General features: G+C 38.2%; 16 protein-coding genes. 5 read left to right on the top strand and 11 right to left on the bottom strand.

The window, feature by feature from the left end; all coding sequences use genetic code 11:
- Positions 1-177: 177 nt before the first annotated feature.
- The 4 genes from AOB46_RS20775 to AOB46_RS20790 all read right to left on the bottom strand — a co-directional run bounded on the left by AOB46_RS20775 (position 178) and on the right by AOB46_RS20790 (position 8,357).
- Positions 178-2,274, bottom strand: a complete 2,097-nt coding sequence (locus tag AOB46_RS20775; RefSeq protein WP_062703010.1) for a M13 family metallopeptidase — start codon at positions 2,272-2,274, stop codon at positions 178-180.
- Positions 2,275-2,614: 340 nt separating this feature from the next.
- Positions 2,615-4,666, bottom strand: a complete 2,052-nt coding sequence (locus AOB46_RS20780; protein ID WP_062703012.1) for a M13 family metallopeptidase — start codon at positions 4,664-4,666, stop codon at positions 2,615-2,617.
- A 190-nt stretch (positions 4,667-4,856) separates the two neighbouring features.
- Positions 4,857-6,914, bottom strand: coding sequence for a M13 family metallopeptidase (locus AOB46_RS20785; RefSeq protein WP_062703015.1), 2,058 nt, complete (start codon positions 6,912-6,914; stop codon positions 4,857-4,859).
- A gap of 192 nt (positions 6,915-7,106) precedes the next feature.
- Positions 7,107-8,357, bottom strand: a complete 1,251-nt coding sequence (locus tag AOB46_RS20790; RefSeq protein WP_062703016.1) for a CinA family nicotinamide mononucleotide deamidase-related protein — start codon at positions 8,355-8,357, stop codon at positions 7,107-7,109.
- Positions 8,358-8,473: 116 nt separating this feature from the next.
- Between AOB46_RS20790 and AOB46_RS20795 the strand changes: the two genes are divergently transcribed.
- Positions 8,474-8,950: a hypothetical protein gene (locus AOB46_RS20795; RefSeq protein WP_062703018.1), complete on the top strand. Its 477-nt coding sequence runs from the start codon at positions 8,474-8,476 to the stop codon at positions 8,948-8,950.
- 22 nt (positions 8,951-8,972) lie between these two features.
- Here the strand turns inward: AOB46_RS20795 and AOB46_RS20800 are convergent, their stop codons facing one another.
- The 6 genes from AOB46_RS20800 to AOB46_RS20825 all read right to left on the bottom strand — a co-directional run bounded on the left by AOB46_RS20800 (position 8,973) and on the right by AOB46_RS20825 (position 14,147).
- On the bottom strand, positions 8,973-9,515 hold the full coding sequence (locus AOB46_RS20800; RefSeq protein WP_062703020.1) for a lipocalin family protein: 543 nt from the start codon (positions 9,513-9,515) through the stop codon (positions 8,973-8,975).
- 72 nt (positions 9,516-9,587) lie between these two features.
- Positions 9,588-10,322: a LytR/AlgR family response regulator transcription factor gene (locus tag AOB46_RS20805; protein WP_062703022.1), complete on the bottom strand. Its 735-nt coding sequence runs from the start codon at positions 10,320-10,322 to the stop codon at positions 9,588-9,590.
- A gap of 86 nt (positions 10,323-10,408) precedes the next feature.
- Positions 10,409-10,825, bottom strand: coding sequence for a DUF6326 family protein (locus AOB46_RS20810; RefSeq protein WP_062703024.1), 417 nt, complete (start codon positions 10,823-10,825; stop codon positions 10,409-10,411).
- Between the two features lie 22 nt (positions 10,826-10,847).
- The gene (locus AOB46_RS20815) at positions 10,848-11,534 is read right to left on the bottom strand and encodes a DUF4386 domain-containing protein (protein WP_062703026.1); all 687 of its coding nucleotides are present in this window, start codon (positions 11,532-11,534) and stop codon (positions 10,848-10,850) included.
- Between the two features lie 94 nt (positions 11,535-11,628).
- Positions 11,629-12,348, bottom strand: a complete 720-nt coding sequence (locus AOB46_RS20820) for a hypothetical protein (protein ID WP_062703028.1) — start codon at positions 12,346-12,348, stop codon at positions 11,629-11,631.
- Positions 12,349-12,365: 17 nt separating this feature from the next.
- Positions 12,366-14,147: a histidine kinase gene (locus AOB46_RS20825; protein WP_241489251.1), complete on the bottom strand. Its 1,782-nt coding sequence runs from the start codon at positions 14,145-14,147 to the stop codon at positions 12,366-12,368.
- A gap of 470 nt (positions 14,148-14,617) precedes the next feature.
- On the opposite strand from AOB46_RS20825, the gene AOB46_RS20830 reads away from it, so the two are divergent.
- The 3 genes from AOB46_RS20830 to AOB46_RS20840 all read left to right on the top strand — a co-directional run bounded on the left by AOB46_RS20830 (position 14,618) and on the right by AOB46_RS20840 (position 18,563).
- A complete protein-coding gene (locus AOB46_RS20830; protein WP_062703096.1) occupies positions 14,618-15,289 on the top strand; it encodes an SIMPL domain-containing protein in 672 nt (223 codons plus the stop codon).
- Positions 15,290-15,749: 460 nt separating this feature from the next.
- On the top strand, positions 15,750-17,351 hold the full coding sequence (locus tag AOB46_RS20835) for a DUF4139 domain-containing protein (protein ID WP_082377321.1): 1,602 nt from the start codon (positions 15,750-15,752) through the stop codon (positions 17,349-17,351).
- 15 nt (positions 17,352-17,366) lie between these two features.
- Positions 17,367-18,563: a VWA domain-containing protein gene (locus tag AOB46_RS20840; protein ID WP_241489252.1), complete on the top strand. Its 1,197-nt coding sequence runs from the start codon at positions 17,367-17,369 to the stop codon at positions 18,561-18,563.
- An 80-nt stretch (positions 18,564-18,643) separates the two neighbouring features.
- On the opposite strand, the gene AOB46_RS20845 is transcribed toward AOB46_RS20840, so the two are convergent.
- Positions 18,644-19,849, bottom strand: a complete 1,206-nt coding sequence (locus tag AOB46_RS20845) for an NAD(P)/FAD-dependent oxidoreductase (RefSeq protein ID WP_062703034.1) — start codon at positions 19,847-19,849, stop codon at positions 18,644-18,646.
- A 114-nt stretch (positions 19,850-19,963) separates the two neighbouring features.
- On the opposite strand from AOB46_RS20845, the gene AOB46_RS20850 reads away from it, so the two are divergent.
- Positions 19,964-20,344, top strand: coding sequence for an STAS/SEC14 domain-containing protein (locus tag AOB46_RS20850; protein WP_062703036.1), 381 nt, complete (start codon positions 19,964-19,966; stop codon positions 20,342-20,344).

The following is a 20,344-nucleotide window of genomic DNA, read 5'->3' on the forward strand; positions in this document are numbered from 1 at the left end:
TTAAAAAAAAACTATAACATACAAAATTTTGTCAAGATTTTTCTTGAAATATTTAATTTAATCCATTATATTATAGTGAAATATCACTGTATTATGTTGTCACTAAACTATGAAAAATAAAATAAAAACGCATCATTTTCTGATGCGTTTTTATTTTCTAACAATTTTTGGCAGGTCTTACCAAATTTTTATTCTGTCCTGTGGAGCTTTGTACATTTTGTCTCCAGGTTTAATATCAAATGCTTTGATAAATGCATCCTGATTAACCAATGGTCCAAATGCTCTGAAGACTCCAGGAGAGTGTGGGTCTGTCTTCACCTGATTGATCATATACTGATCTGTAGCTTTTGTTCTCCATACGGTTGCCCAGCTCATGAAGAATCTCTGGTCCTGAGTAAATCCACTGATCTTGCCCGGATTTCCTTTATCCTTAAGGTACATCTGAAGAGCGTCATAGGCAACTGCTACTCCCCCTAAATCTCCAATATTTTCGCCGCTTGTAAATTTACCGTTTACAAAACTTCCTTTCACGGGTTCATAAGCGCTGTATTGGGCTGCCAGCTGACCTACTTTTGCATCAAAGTTTTTACGGTCCTGGTCTGTCCACCAGTTATTCAGGTTTCCGTCACCATCAAACCGGGAACCGCTGTCATCAAATCCGTGGGAAATTTCGTGCCCTATGACCGCTCCGATTCCTCCGAAATTAACTGCAGCATCTGCCTTAGGATTATAGAAAGGAGGCTGAAGAATGGCTGCAGGGAATACAATTTCGTTATTTGATCCGCTGTAATATGCATTCACAGTCTGCGGAGACATTCCCCATTCTGTTTTATCAACAGGTTTTCCTACTTTGTCCAGACTTCTCTGATACTGCCAAGCAGAAACATTCTGAAGGTTTGAATATAATGTGGCTCCCTGTTTTGGAGACTCTACCTTTAGCTTTGTGTAATCCCTCCATTTATCAGGATAGGCAATCTTAACCGTAAATTTAGAAAGTTTTTCCTGGGCCTTTACTTTGGTAGCCGGAGACATCCAGTCTATATCATTAATATGCTGCCTGAATGATTTTAAAAGGTAATCAATATAGGTTTCCATCTGAGCTTTTGCTTCAGGAGTAAAGTATTTTTCAACATATAATTTCCCGAATGCTTCTCCCAGCACACTATTCACAAGAGCAAGCCCTCTTTTGTTCATCGGGCGCTGTTCTTTTTGCCCTTGCAGGTATTTTGAATAGAAATCAAATCTGATCTGCTCAAGCTTATCATCAAGGTTACTGGCATTCCCGTTAATCAGGTGGTATTTCAGGTAGTCTTTTAAAAGCGGAAGATTTTTTTCAGTCAGAAACTGATCCATATTCTGATAATACTTCAGCTCACCAATGATCACCCGGTCTGTATTCACTCCGGCATCTTTAAGATATTTCGCAAGATTGATATTTTTAACAATACCTGATAATTCAGATACATTTTTAGGGTTGTATCTAAGGTTAGCATCTCTGTTCTGCTCGAGAGTCAGCAGGTAATTAGCCAGCTGCTTTTCAAAAGCAACCACATTCTGCGCCAATTGTCCTGAATTTTTATTCCCCAATACATCAAACAGCTTTCCTACATAAGTCTGATATTCTGCTAAGGTCTTTGTATTGGCCTCATTTACTTTTTGGTAATAGTCTCTTCCTAATCCTAAATCAGGACCACCCAGATATACTGCATTCATGTTAGAATTCTTCATATCTGCTCCTACTCTCCATCCATAGAAAGAATTATCCCCCAGTTTTGTAGCTTCCAGAAGGTATTTTTGCAGGTCATTAAGATTTTTAATGGCATCAATTTTTGCCAGGTCTGATTTAATCGGAGCCAGCCCTTCTGCATTTCTTTTATTGACATCCATGAAAGATGCGTACAGGTTCTGGATTTTCTGTCCTTCTGATCCTTCAGAATAGGTTTCGGATAAAATTTTGTTCAGAATATCCAGGGAAGCATCATCTACATTTTCTCTCAATGCATTGAAAGAACCCCAGCTTGCTTTGTCTGAAGGAATCTGGGTAGTCTTCACCCAATTTCCGTTCACATAGCTAAAAAAATCATCCTGCGGACGGACACTTTTATCCATATAAGATAAATTAATCCCTTCTTCTTTCATTGTTCCTTTTACCGGCTCTGCAACAGCAGCTGTAGTTTCTGTTTTGGTTTCTGTTCCAGCCGTTTTAGCCGTACCGCACGAATTTAAAAATACAATCCCTGAAAGGGCCAGTATTCCAATATTTAGCTTTTTCATTAAAGATAATTTTTGATTGTACACAAATTAATCAAATATACGAACTTTAATAATATGGGATGAGTGATAATTGATAAATGATAGTAAATCTGCATTTTGAGTTCGAAGATTGATGTGTATGACCATAAAGGATACTATGAAAAATTGAAGTGAGTATTGATTTCGGTAAAGCTGATGGAATAGGATGCGTAATTGAAAAGAGGGTTGAATCCCGTTGTTATTAATATTTGGCTGCTTCTAAATGCACTGGTTAATTGAAACAGAAAACGTTTGATTGCCAATTAGTGCTCAACTAATACCTAAAAAACAAAACCCGCCCATTGCTGAGCGGATGAGTAGTTTACCAGATTTTGATTCTGTCTTCCGGAGCTTTGTATAATTTGTCTCCTTTTTTCACATCGAATGCTTTGTAGAATGCATCAATATTAATTAAAGGAGCAAAACTTCTCAGATATCCCGGAGAATGTTTATCAATTTTTATCTGAAGAAGCAGATATTTTTCGGGAGCTTTAGTTTTCCAGACTGTAGCCCAGCTCATAAAAAACCTTTGTTCTGGAGTAAATCCACTGATTTTTCCAGGGCTCCCTTTATCTTTCAGATACATCTGAAGGGCATCGTAAGCAATATTTACCCCTCCCAGGTCCGCAATATTTTCTCCGTTAGTATGAGTCCCGTTGATGAAAGATCCTTTCACTGGTTCATACTTGTCATACTGGGCAGCGAGGGCCTTGGTAGCTTTCTCAAAATTAGCTTTATCTTCAGGCATCCACCAGTCTACCAAATTTCCATCTCCATCAAACTGGGCCCCTGAGTCATCAAATCCATGGCTTATTTCGTGCCCGATCACGGCACCTATTCCTCCAAAGTTTACTGCCGCATCAGCTTTAGGATTAAAGAATGGAGGCTGAAGAATAGCTGCCGGAAAAACAATTTCATTATTTACAGCCCTGTAATAGGCATTTACTGTTTGTGGTGTCATTCCCCACTCAGATTTGTCAACGGGTTTTCCTATTTTTTCCAGTTTTTTATTATAATTCCATTCAGAAATATTCTGAAGGTTCTTATATAAGGTGCTTCCCGGAATAATTTCTAATGCTGAATAATCTTTCCATTGATCCGGATATCCCACTTTTACACTAAACTTATTGAGCTTATCCATGGCTCTCACTTTGGTAGCATCAGACATCCATGTCAGGTTTTTGATGTGAACCGCAAAACTCCTCTTTAAATAATCAATCAGTTCAACCATCTGAGCTTTAGATTCCGCCGGAAAATATTTTTCAACGTACAATTTACCAAAAGCTTCTCCTATATTCCTGTTAATCAGCTCAAGCCCTCTCTTGTCCAATGCTCTCTGCTCCTGCTGGCCAAATAAATATTTTCCATAGAAATTAAAATTAATAGCATCCAGCTTTTCACTTAAATAGGCTGCATTCCCATTAATCAGATGAAACTTCATGTAATCTTTAATTACCTGTAAGTTGTGGACATTTATTAATTGATCAAGGTTTTTATAGTAATTCAGTTCTCCAATAATGACTTTATCTGTATTTACGCCTACTTTTTTAAGATAAGAAGGAAGGTCTATTCCCTTTACCAGCGTTGAAAGCTCAGCCATGGTCTGAGGGTTGTACTGAAGCGTATTATCACGGCTCTGCTCATTTGTCAAATAGGTTTTTGCCAGGCTTTTTTCGTAATCAACAATACCTTTAGCCGCTGCATCGGGATTGGTATATCCCAATTCTTTTAACATCAATGCAACATACTTCTGATATTCAGCAAGAGCTTCTGTATTTTTTTCATTAACCTTCTGATAGTAATCCCTTCCTAAAAGCCCTAAAGACGGAACGCCCAGATAAACAGCATTCATTTTAGAATTTTTACGATCTGCACTTACAGACCATCCATAGAAACTATTCTCTCCATCTTTTGTAACAGAAGCCAGGTAGCTCTGAAGATCAGTAAGATTTTTGATTGCATCAATTTTATTAAGCTTTTCCTGAATGGGTTTGATCCCGTCTGCATTCCTCTTCTGCCTATTCATATAACTTGCATACAGGTCCTGGATTTTTTTACCTTCACTACCCTCTGCAAACTTATCGGTCAGAAGAGAGTTCAGAATTATCATGGAATTATTATCCGTATCCTCCGCTAGTTTATCAAAACTTCCCCAAGCCGGTTTATCAGCAGGAACTTTCGCCTTTTTCATCCATGTTCCATTTACATAATTATAGAAGTCATCCTGCGGGCGGACGGTGGGATCTATTGCTGCGAGATCCAAACCTTTATCTGTATCGTTAAATACTGTTTTGAACGTTTTAGTTTGTGCATGCATTATATTCTGCGCGGAAATCCCTGCTATCAGAGATAAAGAAAATATCAGCTTTTTCATTGGTACCATTTACCAATAGGTATCTTCTGATTTATAATTCGTTACAGCATTCTGTCATAATTCCATAATTTACAGCTCATATTTTAGCGTTTAGCTAATGAAAGATTACCAATTCGCTTTCTCTAATACCTCAACCTGCCTAATACCTAAAAAAAACAAAAACCGCCCATTGCTGAGCGGTTGAGTATGTTTACCAGATTTTGATTCTGTCTTCCGGAGCTTTGTATAATTTGTCTCCTTTTTTCACATCGAATGCTTTGTAGAAAGCATCTACGTTAATCAACGGACCGAAACTTCTGAAATATCCCGGAGAGTGCGGATCAGTTTTCACCTGGTTGATCAGGTATTTCTCGCTGGATAATGTTCTCCATACAGTAGCCCAGCTCAGGAAGAATCTCTGATCCTGAGTGAATCCGCTGATTTTTCCAGGGTTTCCTTTATCTTTCAGGTACATCTGAAGGGCATCGTAAGCAATGTTTACCCCACCTAAGTCTGCGATATTTTCACCGTTGGTAAAGGTACCGTTTACGAAAGTTCCTTTCACAGGCTCATATTTGTCATATTGTGCAGCAAGCGCTTTTGTTGCTTTTTCGAAATTAGCTTTATCTTCCGGAGTCCACCAGTCAACAAGGTTTCCGTCTGCATCAAACTGGGCTCCTGAATCATCAAATCCATGGCTCATTTCGTGTCCGATTACTGCACCAATTCCACCAAAATTCACAGCTGCATCAGCTTTAGGGTTGAAGAATGGCGGCTGAAGGATAGCTGCAGGGAATACGATCTCATTATATACCGGGTTGTAATAAGCATTTACCGTTTGTGGAGTCATTCCCCATTCTGTTTTATCAACCGGTTTTCCTACTTTAGCCAGCTCTCGGTTATACTGCCATTCACTGATGCTCTGCAGGTTTTTGTATAGGGTACCTCCTTTTGATTCTGGAATGATCTCTAATTTTGAATAATCTTTCCATTTATCAGGATAAGCAACTTTCACAGTAAATTTGTTCAGTTTCTGAAGTGCTTTTTCCTTGGTTGTTGATGACATCCAGGTTAGGTTGTTGATGTGAACCACAAAACTTTTCTTTAAGTAATCAATCAGTTCCACCATCTGAGCTTTGGCTTCTGCCGGGAAATATTTCTCCACATACAATTTACCGAATGCTTCTCCCAGATTACCATTAATCAGCTCAAAACCTCTTTTATTCAATGCTCTCTGCTCCTGCTGACCTCTTAGGTATTTACCGTAGAAGGCAAATTTCATATCGCCAAGTTTCTCACTCAGATAAGAAGCACTTCCGCTAATCATGTGGAACTTAAGGTAATCTTTAATAACCGGAAGGTTCTGTGCGTTTACCAGTTTATCAAAGTTTTTATAATATCCTAATTCCCCGATGATTACTCTGTCTGTATTTACCCCTACTTTTTTAAGATAAGAAGGAAGGTCTACTCCCTTTACCAGCGTTGAAAGCTCAGCCATAGTCTGAGGGTTGTACTGAAGCGTATTATCACGGCTCTGCTCGTTCGTTAAGTAAGTTTTTGCAATGCTTTTTTCGTAATCAACGATTCCTTTTGCAGCTGCATCAGCATTTTTATAACCTAGTTCTTTCAGCATGGAAGCTACATATTTCTGGTATTCAGCAATAGCTTCTGTATTTTTCTCGTTTACTTTCTGATAATAATCTCTTCCTAAGCCAAGAGAAGCTTCACCTAAGTAAACAGCGTTCATATTAGAATCTTTTAGATCTGCATACACTCCCCATCCGTAGAAAAGATTTTCACCTTCTTTGGTAGCAGATGCCAGGTAATTCTGAAGATCTGACATATTCTTGATAGCATCAATTTTATTCAGATATTCCTGAATAGGTTTGATTCCGTCTGCATTTCTCTTCTGCATGTTCATGTAACTTGCATACAGATCCTGGATTTTCTTCCCTTCACTTCCCTCTGCAAATTTATCTTTCAGAAGAGAGTTCAGGATGGTCATGGAATTGTTATCCGTATCTTCCCCCAATTTGTTGAAACTTCCCCACGTTGGTTTATCAGAAGGAATTTTCGCGGTTTTCATCCAGGTTCCGCTCACATAGTTATAAAAATCATCTTGAGGACGAACTGAAGTATCCATAAGGCTGATATCTAAGCCTTTATCAGTACTGGTTGCTGCTGTTTTAACGGCTTTTGCCTGTGCATTCAGTGTAGTCTGTGAACACACGCCAGCCAGTAAAAACAAAGAAAGCGTTAATTTTTTCATTATGATAACAATTTATGCTATAAGTATATTTTTTTTAAAGTTTGTTACTTTAAGGTAAAACAAATTTAAACAAATCTTATGAAGCGGCTGCCTCAGTTTCAAAAATGAAAACCTTTGCGTCCAACTCAAAGAATGTGATGTAGGTAAAAATTTAAAGGGTACACAAAAAATCAAATTTAGAAATTCAGGCTTTTAGTGGCCGATTAAAAGTCCTACCAGATCCTGGAGAATCTTCTGGGAAACGAAATTCATAAAATCAAGTCTTTCCAGATGTGGCATATACAATCTGGAAGTTACCTGCTGATCATGAAACTGAATGGTATAATAAACTGTTCCTATCTCTTTGCCGTCCTCTCCTTTTCCGGGTCCTGCCACTCCTGTTGTAGATAAGGCAATATCTGTATTGAATAACTTCCGGCATCCTTCAGCCATTTCCTGTGCTACCTGTTCACTTACCACGGTAAACTCATCCACGGTTTCCTTTGAAACTTTTAAAATTTCAATCTTCTTTTCCGTAGCATAAGTAACAATTCCTCCCGGAAAATAGTTTGAGCTTCCCGGATTGGATGTTATCATCTTTGCCAGTTCTCCTCCGGTACAGCTTTCCGCTGTGGATATGGTCAGTTTTCTTTCGGTAAGGATCTCTGCCAGGATTTTTTCGATCTTATCTTCTGAAACGGCAATTACATGGTTTCCCACCAGAGGTAAAAGCTTCTGAATTTCATTTTCTGTCTGCTGTTTTAGGATTTCTTCATTACTTCCTGAAGCCGTCAGCCTCAACTTTACACGGGTTCCTACAGGTAAATAAGATAAAGACAGATTTTCCGGGAGGGCCAGCTCCCATTCTTCAATCATATCTGCGAGGATACTCTCGGGAATCCCTACCACAGAAACGATTCTTGTATGAATATAGTCAAGGTTGAATTTCTCCTGCAGATAAGGCATAATCTGGTCTTTGATCAGCGGCTTTACTTCATAAGGAACTCCGGGAAGGCTAAAACACAGCTTCCCGTCCTGTTCCATCATCATACATGGAGCCGTTCCGTAATGATTTTGAAAAACAATAGATTTTGCAGGAACGAAAGCCTGTTCTTTATTTCTTTCAAGAATATCAATGCGGCCCCGTCTTTCCATATAGGCTTTAAGATGGTTAAATGTTACCTCATCCAGTACAATTTCATCATTGAAAAATTCTGCCAGTGCTTTTTTGGTTTTATCGTCTCTTGTAGGGCCTAAACCTCCTGTTGTAATGATGAGTTCACCCAATTCAAAAGCAGCACTTAATGTATTTTTAATGGTATCTATTTCATCTGAAATTGTAAAAATCTGTGAAACCTGAATTCCTATATTTTTGAGTTCTGCGGCAATAAAATTAGAATTGGTATCTACCGTGTTTCCGGAAAGGATCTCATCGCCGATGGTAATCAGAACAGCTTTTTGCATATCGTATATTCTTGAGAAAATTGTTCTGCAAATGACGGAAAAATCTGTGGCTGCAGCAATATAAATTGATTTTTTCTATTTTTGACAGAAATTGGTTATAACTATAATTAAAGACTATGTCAAAATACGATGATGCTTCATGGCATTACGGCGGCGATTTTCCGGAAGGCCTTCCTCATAAAAACGGAGCAACACATACGGGAATGTTCCTGAACTGGTGCATCAATAATGATTTAATTTCTGATGAACTGAGAGAAGACAACAAAGAAGAAATTGAAAAATTAAAACGCAGAGAAATCACCGGTGCAGAGTTTATCATGGATTTCTGCGATGGGAAATTTTCTGAATACGATCTGAATGATACAGGAAATCTTTTTGCAGAAGATTATTATGCAGATGAAACGGATTTCGGAAACCAATACAGTTCATTTGCCGATGATTATGTGAATCTTTTTGATGCCAAGGCAGAGGAAAATGCTTACGAATATGAAACGTTTTATCACATTGAAGATACCTACGAAAATTATGACCTGATGAAGCAGGTTATTAACCACCGTTTTGAAGAATGGAAAGAATATATGGAGAATAAATAAAGCTGAGACCTTTCAGCTTTATTTACTGGTTATGCTTTACCCAGATGAGTTCGTCTGTATTATATCCTATTCTTTTTGCTTTTTCTATAAAACGCTGTCTGATGCTTTCCGGGATAGTGGTGGTACGGGACAGAATCCACAGGTATTTGAGGCTGCTTCCTGCTACCAATGCGTATTGATAGTCTTCATCAATATCAATAACATTATAACCGGCCCAGATTGGTTTAAAGAATGAAACTTTCAGCCGGGCTTCGGTTTTATCTTTCACAAAACGGGCTTCTCCTATAGATTGCTTCCATTCTTTTTTAAGATAATTATAGCCTTTATTGCTTACACGGATGCTGCCATTGGGATTTTCTGAATATTCAGCGGTAACATTATCCATATTTTTTTCAAATCTGTAATCGAAACGGGCTATTTCATACCATCTCCCAAGATATTTTCCTGCATCAAAATTTTTAACAGCTGCTGCTCCTTTCGGAATTCCTACAGAACAGGAATTTAAAATAATCAGTCCTAAAACTCCCAGCGAAACGGGAATCGCAATTTTGTGAAGCGTTTTCATAATCAGAATTTTGTATGGTTACGGAAAAAGCGTCAAAAATAATGCCTTCAGGCTGTTAAGGAACGATAAATTCTAGGAGAACACTTTCAGGAAATTATCTTTAAAGCTTCCGGAAACCTCAATTTCGGTATGATCAGCAAGTGTTACTGTTCCGCTTTTATGGTAAGATTTTACAAAGCCGGTGTTGATAATATGAGAACGGTGAACTCTTACAAACGGGTTTTCCAGCAGGTCATCAAAATGTTTCAGGAATCTGCAGACCATTTTCTTTGAACCGTCGGTAAGATAAACCTGGGTAAAATTTCCATCCGCCTGTAATCTTACAATATCTTCTGTTTTTACCACATCAAATCCCTGAAGGGTCGGCAGAATAAGCTGCTGTTTTTCCGGTTTTAATTTTAGATTTTCGAGGAGAATTTTATTCCGGTTGAGCTCTTCTTTCTTTTCAAGGCTTTCTGCAACTTTGTTTACAGCCAGAATAAGCTCCTGAATGTCAATAGGCTTTAAAATATAATAGCTTGCCGATTTATTAAGGGCCTGCAGCGAATATTGTGAAAATGCGGTAATAAAGATGGTTTCATAAGAAAATTCTTTAGTGGCTTCCAGCACATCAAAAGCGTTTCCGAAGGGCATTTCAACATCAAGGAAAACAAGTTGTGGCTGTGTTTCTGTAATCAGCGGAACAGCTTCTTTTATGTTTTCAGCTTCCCCGAGAACTTCCACCTGCGGACAGTATTTGGTGAGATAGTTTCTCAGAACTTCTCTTGCAATGATCTCATCGTCTACAATAACAGCTTTTATTTTCATTTAAACAGGCCTAAAAGATTTGTTTAAAGTAAAATTAGGAATATTTGGCCAGTCACACAATCTGTTCATGAAAATCACTTGGGAACCTATATTTTCTTCCATTTCAAGGCCTTCCAAACAATCAGAATGGTGATGAAGCTTTCCAGTAACGCCAGAAAAACATAGAATACCCTCCAGGCTGTTAATGAGGTGGCAGCAATAAGCAACATTATGCCTGTAAAAAATATTCCCAGAATAATGTTAAGTATCCTGTTGATTTTTGCTTTCAGCATCAGTGAGAGAAAAACCATTACCGCAGGAAGTGCCAGTACAACAGCAGCCATAAACAGCTTTACAGGGGTATCCAGTAAATTGGTTCCTTCAACCAGACCTTTTGCCTTCCCGGGAACATAGAGTTCAAAATAGTCTCCATAGAGATAACACAGGGTGACTGAAGTCCATAGCCCGGCAAGAATGATTTTTATATTGACAGGGGTTTCTTCAAAATGTACGGAGTTATTCATGATTGATCGTTTTATCAGTGGGTTAATTTTTATTTCTTACGCCTAAGATCAGCAGCCATAATCCGGTTCCTATTTCCCCTATGGACGCAGGAAGTGTGATATAATTGGATATAGGATAAGCAGAAAAATCCGGAATTAAAGTCCTGGCAAAAACATTGGCAACATATCCCACACATCCCAGTATTAAGAAAACGCCCAAAAATTTCGGAAGAAAACCAGATTTGTAAACCAGATAGCCAAATGGTAAAAGCCAAAGCCCCCAAAAGATCTGGACAATTAAAATCCCTTTGTTATAGCTGTTAAGAAGGAGCATTACCTGGGATTGCAGCTGTTCTGCATTAAAGCCTTTCAGATAATCAGCGCCTTCAATAATAGTAAGTACAGAAAACCGGCTTTGAAGATTAAGGAATGATATGGGAATACTCATCAATGCAAAAATAACCATCAGCCGAGCATGAGCTTTATTGACGTTGTTCAGTAATCTGTATAAAACCAGAGGCAAGAGCATAAATGCAATATAGCAGATGATACTTCCTGCAATTCCTAATCTGAATAGTTGCGGAGAGGAAGAAATATTCTGAAAGGTAATCCGGGAATCTTCCCAGTTTATAAGCTGAGACGGAACATACATTAAGCTGAAAAAACCGGCTGCAATCACTATAAGATAAATAAATCCTGCCAGCCGGGCTGTTTTGTTGGAAGCGTTCATTGGGATCAGGTTTTTTATATATAGACAGTTTCTGTTTTCATTTGGTTACAGAAAAAATCTGATTATAAAAAAAACAGCTCTGAAATAAAGTTTTCTATTGATATTTCCCGCCTCTGAACTTTAAAATTTTATAGGTTGTTTTGGAAGTCTCCTTTTCATTACATTCTCCGTTTACTTCGGTATCTATGGTCTTCACCGAAATAGTTTTTATTTTCAGATCCGTGAAATTATTGGTTTTTGTTTTATCCAGAACAATAACCGAATGATCATCTTTAAATTCACCATTGCAACGGGTATCCCATTCCCCGCGGGTAGAATACATTTCAAACTGACTGAGAACTTTTTTAAGCGTTTTTCCTTCGGGATAATACATTGACATTCTACCTGAAGCATACGGATTGGCCCTGCTACTGCCTGCAAAATCGGCTATCACTCCAAATGCACGGACATGGGTATTGAGATTATACAATCCCGTATCTATTGCAAAGCTTCTTAAGTATACAGCATCAGAAGAAATTTCCTCGGGATCTAAATATTTATTTTTTATCATTCCTTTTTCATCGGTAATTAAAATATAGTTCTGTACCGTAAAAACATAATCTTCTTCATCCTGTTCTATCAAAACCGGAATGATTATGATGTAAGAGTTTCCGGTATTGGGCATTTTCTTCTCTGTACAAAACTCTTCTTTAATTTTGTTTTTATCCAGCTTCAGGCTTTTCACTATATTTTCATACCGGGCATCATCAATTTGCTGTCCGTATAAAATCCCTGTGAATAGAGTAGTCAATATTAATACTATACTTTTTTTCATCAGACTTATGTTTTAAGTTAAGTAAGGTTGATTGTAATAGTCACCACTACTCCGCTGCCGTGTTCTTTGTCCTTGATGGAACAGGTAATATCTTTTTTATACAGATCATTCAGAAGCTTTATTCTTTCGAGTGTATTTTTCATTCCGCGGCCTTCCCTGGTTTTCTGGTGCTGCGTCTTCTGCTTTTTACTTTCTTCAATACCGATTCCGTTATCTTCAATAGTGATTTTTAATTGAGCATTTTCTTTTTCAAAGCTTAATTTTAAAAATCCTTTTTCCGTTCTGTAGCGGAGGCCATGCCATACTGCATTTTCAAGGAACGGCTGAACCAGCATTCCCGGAACCTTAAGGCTGTGTGCATTCAGGTTATCGTCTGTATTGATTTCGTAATCAAATTTATCTGCAAAGCGGGTCTTTTCCAGGGCCAGATAATTCTGAAGCAAGTCGAGCTCCTGCTGAAAAGGAATAAAATCTTCGGCAGAATTTTCCATTACACCCCGCATCAGCTTTGAAAATCTGGTAAGATACTGATTGGCTTCCAGCTCGTTATTGGTTGCAATAAAATGATTAACACTGTTTAAGCTGTTGAAAATAAAATGGGGATTCATTTCACGTCTCAGCGACTGCAGGGCAATTTTTTTATTTTTGATCTGAACTTTCTTCAGAGTTCTGAAAATTAAAAACACCAGACCTGTAAGCAGGATCAAAGCTCCAATCAGACTGTAGTTAAACACATTTTTCTTACGGATCAGCTCATCTTTAAGCTGTTTTTCTTTTTCCAGCTGGGATATTCTCTGTTCTGTATCTTCCAGAATCTTATTATCAACCAGGCTCCTGTCTTTGGAAACAAGGTCCGGAAGTTTCCCAAGGAAATCGCGGTACAGCGTTACTGAAGCATCAGTACTTCCTGATATATTATAGAGGCTGTCCAGCTTTTTCACACTTTTCTGGGCTTCCAGAGTGTGTCCTTTATCCAAAGCAATCCCGTAGGCATTTTTCAAGAGAGTGATGGCTTCTTCAGGGTCGTTTTTTTTGATATAAATATCGGCCAGCTCCTGAATCTGATTCACTTTTTCCTGCGAATTTTCTTTTACAAAATCCTCTTTTAAAACCTCTTTTTTCGCTTCGATGGCTTTATCAAATTTCCGGTTTTCAACATAAAAATCAGTCAGCTTCCGGTTGATTTCCAGAGCCTGCTGCGGTGCTTCTTTTTTTGAAAAAACATAGGCATTATTCAGGTTTTCTTCTGCTTTGGGAATATTATTCTGCTGGATATTAACTTCGGCCATCTGGCTGTATCCTTCTGCGGCAGCACTTTTATCTTTTTCTTTCAGACTGATATTGATGTTGCTCTGGATTGCATCTGCCTTTCTTTCTGCTGAAGGGGCAGAAAGCCTTGCCGCATCATTTGAATTAACAGTCCTGCTTTTCTCATCAAAGCTCATTTCAGCGGCCATGCTGTAATTGCTGATGGCAGGTGCTATTTTTTTCTGCTTTTCCTGTGACTGGGCAATTTTCCGGGTTACAATTTCGAGATTCTTTTTATCGTTAAGATCTTTATAGAGATTTCTCGCCTTGATCAGGAATTCTTCACTCCTGGCATAATTTCCCTGATTATAATAATCATTGGCAATACCTACATAACTGTCGGCAACGCCCTTATTATCATTATTATCAACTGCTTTCTTCAGCCTGGAGACAGATTTGGATGCTTTATTAACCCGTGTAGAATCCTGTGCCAAGCAGATATTACCTGCGGCAAGACTAAAGATAAACAGTATTTTAAAAACTAATTTCACGGATTTCAGATCTTTAATGCAAAGTAACTAAAACTTTATTTATGCTCCTTCATTCTTTACCAAGTCAAAACCTTATTTCACCAAGTCACAACTCTGATGCTGTTAAAATAACTTCAGTTCGGGATAAGAATATCTGATAGATGCAGGTTTGAAGCTGGATGAGGGAAGAGGGAAGTTATGAAAGTCATTAACAGCAAATATTGATCTGTTTATTTAATTTGATTTTCAGGTGGCTTTCAATACGTAAAACTAAAATTAACTTCCAACCTCCTTCTTCCAGCTTCCATCCTTTTACATTTAAACTCCTTAGATTAAAATAAACCTTTGATCTTTTTGTTCCAACTTCCCCCATTACCTATGATAAAGGGCATTCAACAGTTCACCAAGTGAAAACCTCATTTCACCAAGTCTCCGGAATTTCCTTTCAGAACCGCCGTAATTTTACCTCAGAATTTAAAAAACAGGAAATTATGAAATTAAGACATTTTTTATTGATCGGAATCTTTACACTGGGAAGTTTTATGAATGCACAGGAAGTAAAGAAAAATGCAATTGAGGTAACAGGAGTTGCTGAAATGGAAATAGAGCCGGATGAAATCATCTTCAGCATTGGTATAAAGGCAGACAACAAAAATGAACTGGCAGACACGGAGAAAAAAATGTTTGAAACATTAAAAAATGCCGGCGTCAAGAACGAAGATATCAAATTCAAATCCATGTATCAGAATACCTATGCCAAAACCGGAAAATTCACCAGGAATTATCAGTTTAAGGCCAATGCCAAAGCAGATCTTGGTAAAATATTTGAAGACCTGAATCAGAAATGGGTAAGCAGTCTGAACATTGCGGAAGTAAAAAATACCAAAATTGCAGATTTTAGAAAAACAGTTAAGATCAATGCTCTGAAAGCCGCTAAGGAGAAAGCAGATTACCTGTTGGAAAGTATGGGTAAAAAAGCAGGAAATCCTCTTGAAATTGTAGAAATAGAAGATTATACCAGCGATACGGTTCTTCCGGCAGCTTACAGAGGTAAAATGAACAGCATACTGGAAATGGCAGATGCAACAGCAGGAAACTCTTTTGAGAACATAGAAAACATCAAGCTGAAATACAGTATCAAAACACGATACGAAATCCTTTAAAATATACAATAACAGATTTAAGGAAACAGTCCGAAAGGGCTGTTTTTTTGTTTCCAGATATAGCTTCTGAAAGGTAGATTTAGGCTAATTCTATTATTTAGGCGGACTAAAGTCCACCTCTATTGAATAAATTTCACCCATCAGAAGATGTTTATCCGGATTTTTTCTCGCGCAGATTCTGCGGATTCAGCAGATTTTTAAAGAACTGGCGTAAACTTCTCTGCGTTAAGTTTTTAAACTTAAACATGATTAAAGAGTTGAATTCTTTTGTACCTATATAATTTCCAACAGATTTCTCGGATAACACAAATCAAAAAAAATCTGTATAATCTGTCCTATCCGCGAGAAAATTAAAATAGATACTTACCCTTCACCAAGCCAAAGTCCCCTTTCACCAAGTCTGCCAATTTCCGGTCTGAAATACCGATAATTTTACTTCAGGAATTTAAAGCAATAAACTATGAAACGTTATTTTTTGATACTTATGACATTTTCGGCAGCTTTCATCAGCGCTCAGGAAATAAAAAAAGAAATTGAAGTAAAACAGGCTACGGTATTCCTTCAGGGAGCCAAGGTCTTCGGCAATACCAGCGTAACTCTGCAGAAAGGAAGAAATAGGGTAAGAATTATCAACCTTCCTAATAATCTGGATGAGAACACCTATAAAATCAATCTTGAAAAGAATACTACTCTCCTGTCCATTACCCCGCAAAACAATTTTCTGGATAGCGGCCAGCTGTCTGAAGGAGAAAAGAAGCTTGAGGATGAAAGAAAAAAACTTCAGAGACAGGTAAACCTCCTAAATATCCAGATCAAGAACCTGACCGGCGAGCAAAACATCATCAATGATAACCTTAAAGTTTCTGTGAATGACAAATCAACTCCGCAGGAACAGCTGATTAAGCTTACCGATTTTTACCGTAAAAGAATGCTTGAAATTGATAATCAGGTCTTTCTTCTGAACGAACAGAAATCTGCTTTGGATGAAAACATAGCCAAAATCAACAACCAGTCTGCGGAAGAACAAACCCATAAAAATACCAACAGAAAAGAACTTCTTCTGGAAATCCTTGCAGATCACGAAACCAGCCTGAATCTGGGAGTAAGCTATATCGTTTCAGATGCAGGGTGGATTCCTTCTTATGATTTACGTGCTGAATCGGTAAAGAAGCCTCTTGAAATGGTTTATAAAGGAAAGATCTATCAAAGGACAGGACAGGACTGGAAAAATATCAAGCTTTTTGTTTCTACCTACCGTCCCTCCTACCATCAGGACCGCCCTATCCTTTCTCCATTATATGTAGCAGAATACACGGCACACAATCCTATGATGGAGGTTGCCGATTATAAGAAGACAAAGGAAACTTCGGTAGCCAATTCTTATCAGATGAGAGCTGATAAAGTGGTAGAACCAAGCCAAATACCTGTTGCTTCCGTTTCTGACGGCCAGATGAACGTGATATATGAACTCAACTACAATCAAACCATCCTGAGCCAGGAGAAAGAGCATTATGTAATCCTCGATAAAAAACAGATTGATGCCACCTACAAATACCATACAGTTCCGAAGCTTAACAACCAGGTATTCCTGATGGCTTTTGTGAAAAACTGGCAGAACCTCAACCTTATTTCGGGAGATGCTAATATTTATTTTGAAGACAATTATATCGGAAAAACCAACATAACCAGCAACTATGTGAAAGATGAATTCCCGATCTCACTGGGTATCGATGAGAGAATTACCGTAAAAAGAATAAAACTGGAAGATAAAACGTCTCAAAAGACCATGAATTCCAATAAATGGAACACAGAATCCTACCAGATCAGCATCAGAAACAATACAAAAGAGAATATTGAACTGGAAGTGCTTGACCAGCTTCCGATCAGTGAGAATTCCAAAATTCTGGTAAAAGCTTTAGAAACCGGAGGCGGAAGCTATGATGAAAAAACAGGAAGCATCCTGTGGACCAGAAACATCAGCAGCGGAGGTTCAGACAAGATTAATTTCTCTTATGAAGTGAAATATCCGAAAGACATGCAGATTCAGTACTACAGCAGATAACCTAAAAAAAATATTATGATGACTTCTTTTAAAATTTTAACACTGGCAGCAGGTGCAGCTTTTTTAAGCTCCGGCAGCATTTCAGGAATCCAATGTTCAAAAGACTATACATCCGGCAGAGATTCCATTGTACAGAATGCCTCATTACCTCCGGTAAATACAGCCACAAAAGACAATAAAATCCAGGTGGCTTTATTACTGGACACTTCCAACAGTATGGACGGGCTCATTGATCAGGCCAAATCAAGGCTCTGGAATATTGTAAATACTCTCACTACCCTGAAGTATAACGGTCAGGCCCCACAGATTGAAATCGCTTTGTATGAATACGGAAATGACGGAATCCGGGACGACAATTACATCCGGCAGGTCACTCCGCTTACCCAGGACCTGGATCTGGTTTCTGAAAAGCTGTTTGCCTTAAGAACCAACGGGGGAAGTGAATATTGCGGAGCCGTAATCCGGGATGCCTCTGCCAACCTGAATTGGGACACTAACGAAAAAAGCATGAAACTGATTTACATTGCCGGCAATGAAGGATTTAATCAGGGAAGAGTGGATTACAAAGAGGTGATCTCAAAGGCTAAGAACAAAAATATTTACACCAGCACCATTTTTTGTGGAAGCAAAGAGGAAGGTATCCAGACTTTCTGGCAGAACGGAGCTTCTCTTGGCGGTGGAAAATATTTCAATATCGACAGTAACAGGAAGGTAATTTATATTGAAACACCGTATGATGTAAGGATTTCGGAATGTAATTCAAGACTTAACAGCACCTATATCTATTACGGAAGCCACGGTTCGGAATATAAAAACAAGCAGGTTATGCAGGATAGGAATGCAGAAGTGCAGTCTGCAGCCAACTTTGTAGAAAGAACGGTTGCCAAATCCAAAAGGAACGCCTATAAAAATGATCACTGGGATCTGGTAGATAAAGCCGAAAAGGACGCAGGTTTTATTTCATCCGTTAAAGAAGAAGAGCTTCCGGCTGAGCTGAAAGGTAAAAGCAAAGAGGAAATTAAAAAAGCCGTTGCCGTTAAATCTGCCGAACGCGGAAAAATTCAGAAGGAAATAGAAGAACTGTCCAGAAAACGTCAGGAGTATATTGATGCCGAAATGAAAAAACGGGGAAACAATGACTCTGACGATCTGGGAAAAGCAATAGAAAAATCTATCCTGGAACAGGCAAAAAAGAACGGATATAGTTTGTAATTGTTATTTTAAAATGCTGCCCGCGAGTGTGGGCAGCATTTCTGATTAACAGGATTAGTTATGAGTAAGGGATAATATTTTCATCTTCCGAATCTGAAGTATTGTGAAAGCGGATGCTTTTTATTTTTCATAAACAAGGAAGCCATTTCCATACCTGCTACCGAGAATGTGATCCCGTTCCCGCCAAAGCCTAAAACAAAATAAGAATTTCTGAATTTCTTATGTTCTCCGATATAAGGAAGACCATCCTTGGTTTCCCCGAATGTTCCTGCCCAAACAAAATCTGTATAGAAATGGTAATCAGGTTTTATCTTTTTAAGGTTTCTCAGAATTTCTTTTTCTTTTTTTCCCAAAAGAGCATCTCTTTTTTCAGCATCGTAAAAATCTTCATCTCCTCCGCCGATAAGAACCCGCCCGTCATCTGTTGTCCGCATGTAGAGGTAAGGATCATCGGTATTCCAGACTAAGGTATTGCTGATATTTTTAAACTTATCCTGATCAATCTCTGAGACAACAGCATAGGTACTTTTTAAATTAACAAAATTTTCCTTCAGCAGGCTTTTGCTTTCATATCCGATGCAGTAGATTACTTTTTTTGCTTTGATCTGATGGCCGTTTCGCGTGGTTATCATATTAAAACCTTTATGATATTCCACATGGGTCATTTCCGTTTTGTCGAATATCCTCAGGCCTTTTTTCACATTATGCATGAACAGCTCATGAGCCAGCCGAAAAGCATCAATACTGGCTCCCTGTTTCGACAGGATCCCGCCATAGGTATTTTCAAACCCGAACTGCTTTAAAATCTGGGCTTCATTCAGCCATTTCACTTCAAATCCCGCCTCCTTTCTTGCTTCATACTCCTTTTTGAGCCAGGCGGCATCTTTTTTCTTTGAAGCAAAGTAAAGTGATTTTTTACGTTTAAACCCCGCATCTGATTTGATGAGCCCGGAGAGCTTTTCAAGGGTATCTATTGCATCCGAACAGGCTTTATAGCTTCTGACGGCTGCTTTCTCTCCTATTTTTTCTGATAATTCAAAAAGCGGAACATCTATTTCGTACTGCAGCATGGAAGTAGTGGCCGAAGTGCTCCCGTTGCAGGCCTCCCGTTTATCAATAAGGATGGTATTATAACCGTCTTGTATCATCTGGTGGGCAATAAGACTTCCGGTAATTCCCCCGCCTATTACCAAAACATCACATTTTTCGTCTGATTTCAGGGAAGGGTATGAAGCAATTAATCCATTTTTTATAAGCCAGAACGGTTCATTTGATTTAAGATCCATATTAACATTTTACAATAAAAATAGCAATATTTATAAATATTTTAACTATTTATTATTGATTTATGGTGTAATTATTGTTGTCTGACTAAAATCAAACCACATTAAAATATTATTATGATAACGATTATTCCAGAAGCTCCGGAAAATGTTGCAGCATTCAACGCAACGGGAGAAGTAACGAAAGAGGATTTTGAAAATCTGGTATTTCCACATGTAAAAGAGAAAGTAGATCAGTTTGGGGAGTTGAATTACTTATTTTATCTGGATACCGATTTGAATAAGTTTACCATGGGAGCATGGTTTGAGGATGTGCTTTTGGGATTGAAAAATCTTGCTAAATGGAACCGTACCGCTATTGTTACAGATAAAGAAGGGGTGCAGAACTTTACAGATATTTTCAGCGTTCTGATGCCGGGAGAATTTAAATCTTTCCCAAAAGAAAATTTATATAATGCCCTTTATTGGTGCAAAAACGGTAACGAAGTAGAGGTATAA

It is taken from the genome of Chryseobacterium indologenes, assembly GCF_001295265.1.
Classification (GTDB): domain Bacteria; phylum Bacteroidota; class Bacteroidia; order Flavobacteriales; family Weeksellaceae; genus Chryseobacterium; species Chryseobacterium indologenes_A.